Raw genomic sequence first — 3870 nt, forward strand, 5'->3', positions numbered from 1 at the left:
GTCCAGTTCCCCCATGATCGCCTCTCCCCCCCCCCTCCCGCGATGCCGGATCCCTGGCCGGACCCGGGAACGATTCAGCCTAGGCGGCCTCGATGCAGCGCGATGGTGAATCAGCCGGGCCGTCAGAAACTGTCGGTATCAATGGCGTTGTGGTCATCCTCGGAGGTGAGCCGCCGGACCTCACCGTAGAGGCGCTCGATGATGAGGTCGCCGAGAGGTCGGTCACGGCCCAGGCGTGCGGGCCGGGGTGGTGGTCGAAGTAGCCGCACGAGGTGACGGCGCGGGTGGCCAGGTCACGGAGGCGAGCGGGACACAGGGGGAGAGTGTCCAACCGGTAGACGCGGTGGGCGTCGGCGCCGGTCCACATGAGCCACAGGTCCCGGTCGTCGTCGGGGAGGTGGGCGGCGTGCTCGGCCGTGTCGTCGTGCTCGCCCAGCTTTCAGCGTCGCGCCCTCCAGCTGATGCAGCAGGCGGTGTCGGCGGGGTCGGCCGGCCCCCGCGAACTGGCCTTCCTGCGCGACCGCACGCTGGTCAATGAGGGGCGCAAGCAGGTCTGCGGTACGCAGATCGCCGGGGTGAAGGACGGGTCGCCGGTTCCGTGGCCCTGTGAAGAGCCCGAGCGCATGGATGAACTCCGCGCGGCAGTCGGCATCGAGCCCTTCGACGAGTACGTCGCCCGGTTCTCGTAGGCGTGACCGCCCCGAAGCCGCGGCGGCTACTCCTCGCCCCGCGGCAAGGGGCCGTGTCCGGCCGGTATCTCACTCACCTGAAGGTCCGAGAAGAGCAAGGTCATCGTGCGCGCTGGTCTCGATGCGGACCTCGTAGTCGCGCATGTGGCTCGTGTATCCGTGGCCGGGCGGGGCCTACGACCAGAGACCAAGTTCGTTGTCGATGCGGGGATCCGTGCGCACCCACATCTCGCCGGTGGCGGCTCCCGGCGGGGCGTCGACGCCGTCGAGTCCCAACGCCTCGATCAGGCGCAGGAGTTCCTCCCGGGCATCGCCCGCCTGCTCGCGGGTGCGGCCGTCGAAGAAGACGTAGTGCACATCCCACCGATCGTTGTAGCCGGAGTCGGCCCAGATCTTGCAGAAGCGGTCCACTTCCCCCTGGTCGAGGGGAGCGGTTGCGGAACGCCCCTGTTCCGACGCGGCAGTTGCCGCGAAGCCTCTCGTGATGTCCTCGGCGCTCCACCACGGTGCTGATTCGCCGACGGTGCCGGGGGTGAAGTCCCTCAGCGTGAGGAAGCCCTCCAGCAGCCGGCCGACCCCGGTGTCCTCGATTTCCAAGCGGGCTTCCTGGAGGCGGGTCACCAGGCCGTCCGCCATGGCGCAGGGGCCCGAGAGGTGGAAGACGCCGGTGGCGGCCACCAGGGTGCCGCCGTCGGGGTGCGGGACATGGAGCGTGGTGTCCGCCGCGGAGGCGTTCCTCACCAGGACGAGGAGGTCTTCGGGTACGCCCTCGTACAGCGCTGCCTGCGCGTCGGTGTCGGCCTCGGCGTCACCGGGGGAGTGGAGCCGGCTGGTGCGGTCGAACGTCACCACCAGTGCGCTGCCGTCCGCGGTCAGCCAGGCGTTGACGGTGTCGCCGCTGCCGTTGCCGAAGCCGAGGTGCGTTACCCCGTCGGTCGTGGTCGGCTCGTGCCCGTCGACGCGGGTGAGGACGTCCAGCCGGCGACGCAGTTCGCGAGGATGGGTCGCTCGCAGTACGGATCCGTCGAACGTGACCCGCAGCCGGGCGCGGGCGAGGCCTGCGGGGCCGTCGGTCTCCGGCAGCCACGGGCCGAAGCGGTCGAGGGCGGCGAAACCGGCGCGGACGAAGTTGACGAGCAGGTTCCGGTAGTCGTTCTTGCTGCTGATGAGGCGGTACTCGGTACGGGGGTTCCGCCCACCCTTGACCCGGCAGAAGGCCTCCTCGTCGAGCAGCAGCACCAGCGCTTCCTCGTTCTCCTCGTCCTCGATGCGGAGCGACGCGCAGTCGCTCTCGCCGTCGAGACGTTGGTCGAGGAACTCCCCGAACGCGTCGAGAGCCGATCGAGGGCCGCCGGGGAGCCATCTCTGCTCGTTACCCTCGTCGTCGCTGAAGGTCAGAGGTCGCATCGTCGTCCTTGGTGGGCGGGCCGGGGGCACGTTCTCCCCGAGCCTCGCATGCGTGGCGTTCGCTTCGCGGAGGGCCCCGCCCCCCGCCCTTACGCAGCCCCCGGCGCCGCCGCCTCCAGCTCCGCCACCGTGCCCGACATCACCGTACGGATGTGGCGCGTCAGATGCTCCGCCGGCCAGTCCCACCAGGCCACCGCCAGCAGCCGTGCGATGTCCTCCTCCTCGTACCGGGTACGGATCAGGCGGGCCGGGTTGCCGCCGACGATTCCGTAGTCCGGGACGTCCGAGACGACCACGGACCGGGCGCTGATGATCGCGCCGTGGCCGATCCGGACGCCCGGCATGATCACCGCCTCGTAGCCGATCCAGACGTCGTTGCCGATCACCGTGTCGCCCCGGTTGGGGAGGTTCGTCAGCAGGTCGAAATGGTCGGTCCAGGAGCCGCCCAGCGTGGGGAAGGGGAACGTGGACGGGCCGTCCATGCGGTGGTTGGAGCCGTTCATGATGAACCGCACCCCCGTCGCCAGCGCGCAGAACTTGCCGATCACCAGGCGCTCGGGGCCGTAGTGGTACAGCACGTTCCGGGTCTCGAACTCCGTGGCGTGCTCGGGGTCGTCGTAGTACGAGTAGTCACCGACCTCCACCAGCTCCGAGGTGACCAGAGGCTTCAGCTGCACCACGCGCGGCTGGCCGGGCATCGGGTGCAGGACGGTGGGGTCCGCGGGGAAAGGGGCGGGGGCAGATGGCATGAGGTCGCTCCGGGACGGGATCACAAGTGGGCGGGGGCGCGGATCATCCTGGCATCCGGGCCGGGCGCCCCGCGACGCGTTTCCCGCCCGGGCGGGATGGGACGATGCGGTGGTGCTGGAGGAGATCGACGCGGTGAACCGGGGTGACCTGCCGGGCTCCCTCGACCTGTACGAGCCCGACCGCGTCGCCACCGGTCTGCGCGCCCTCGCCACCGCGACGGGGCTCGTCCAGGCCGCCGGTGCAGGCTCGCGCCTCGCGGGCGGCGGGCTCGTCCACGACCACAGCGGCGCGGTCTTCCCCTCGGTCGTCGTCGCGACTCCGATGCTCCTGGCCATCGTGCGGGACGGTCATCCGGACGCCGGGGCGACCGCCGCCGTCCTGTTCCCCTCCGTGTGTGCTTTCCGGAGCGAATGACGGCAAGCGCTCGGGCGGGCGCGTCACCCGATTTTGGAGATGGGGCCGGGAGGGCGCGAAGAACGTCAGTCCTTGAGAAGGCGAGGGCCTCGGCAGATGCGGCGTCCTCGCTCGGCGCTGCATCCAATGAAGGAGCACGTCCATGAGTTGGTCCGAACGATTCGCGGGATCCCTCCTCACGGCGGCCATGGTACTGACCGTGACCGGATGCACCGCGGACAGCGGCGGCGGCGAGGTGGAGGCGTCCTGTGCATTCGAGGTCACCTACCAGGGGCGGACCTACCGGGACGTGGCGAACGTGGACTTCACCGTGACGCACGAGCGGGGCACCGCCACCACGCCGCCCTGCGACGACACCGGCGGCCCGGAGGAGGGCGAAGCGGAGGATGCCGAGGCATCCGCCTACGGAGTGAAGGGCCTGCCTCCTGAGACGGCCATTGCCGTGGGCGGTTCACCGGAGGACGCCGTGTTCGTCGTCTCCTACTCCGGCTCGACGCTCCCGCCCGAGATCCAGGAGCTGATCGACCGGTCATGACGTACGGCGCGGGGCTCGACCCCTCCCGCCCCGCCCCGCGCCTCGCCGTCTGCTTGTGCGGCTCCGGGGCCGCAC

Annotated in this window: 4 protein-coding genes and 1 pseudogene; 3 read left to right on the forward strand and 2 right to left on the reverse strand. The window is 70.6% G+C overall.

Going from position 1 to position 3870, the window contains the following annotated elements:
• Positions 1-440 precede the first annotated feature (440 nt).
• Positions 441-689, forward strand: a pseudogene (locus JS521_RS34430) (DUF6624 domain-containing protein); the annotation flags it as partial.
• 174 nt (positions 690-863) lie between these two features.
• Here JS521_RS34430 and JS521_RS34435 read toward each other — a convergent pair.
• Together JS521_RS34435 and JS521_RS34440 are read right to left on the reverse strand one after the other, a co-directional pair.
• Complete coding sequence (locus tag JS521_RS34435) at positions 864-2096, reverse strand: DUF6357 family protein (protein ID WP_205086806.1); 1233 nt, start codon at positions 2094-2096, stop codon at positions 864-866.
• An 89-nt stretch (positions 2097-2185) separates the two neighbouring features.
• On the reverse strand, positions 2186-2845 hold the full coding sequence (locus JS521_RS34440) for a CatB-related O-acetyltransferase (RefSeq protein WP_205086807.1): 660 nt from the start codon (positions 2843-2845) through the stop codon (positions 2186-2188).
• 112 nt (positions 2846-2957) lie between these two features.
• On the opposite strand from JS521_RS34440, the gene JS521_RS34445 reads away from it, so the two are divergent.
• Positions 2958-3260: a hypothetical protein gene (locus JS521_RS34445; RefSeq protein WP_239488231.1), complete on the forward strand. Its 303-nt coding sequence runs from the start codon at positions 2958-2960 to the stop codon at positions 3258-3260.
• 142 nt (positions 3261-3402) lie between these two features.
• Positions 3403-3795: a DUF6281 family protein gene (locus JS521_RS34450; protein ID WP_239488232.1), complete on the forward strand. Its 393-nt coding sequence runs from the start codon at positions 3403-3405 to the stop codon at positions 3793-3795.
• The last annotated feature ends 75 nt before the right edge of the window (positions 3796-3870 follow it).

The organism is Streptomyces durocortorensis (genome assembly GCF_016901035.1).
Lineage (GTDB): Bacteria > Actinomycetota > Actinomycetes > Streptomycetales > Streptomycetaceae > Streptomyces > Streptomyces durocortorensis.

What these genes read in the sequence shown, in the direction of transcription:
- JS521_RS34435 (WP_205086806.1), bottom strand. Translation starts at nt 2,096, where the DNA reads ATGCGACCTCTGACCTTCAGCGACGACGAGGGTAACGAGCAGAGATGG.
- JS521_RS34450 (WP_239488232.1), top strand. Translation starts at nt 3,403, where the DNA reads ATGAGTTGGTCCGAACGATTCGCGGGATCCCTCCTCACGGCGGCCATG.
- JS521_RS34440 (WP_205086807.1), bottom strand. Translation starts at nt 2,845, where the DNA reads ATGCCATCTGCCCCCGCCCCTTTCCCCGCGGACCCCACCGTCCTGCAC.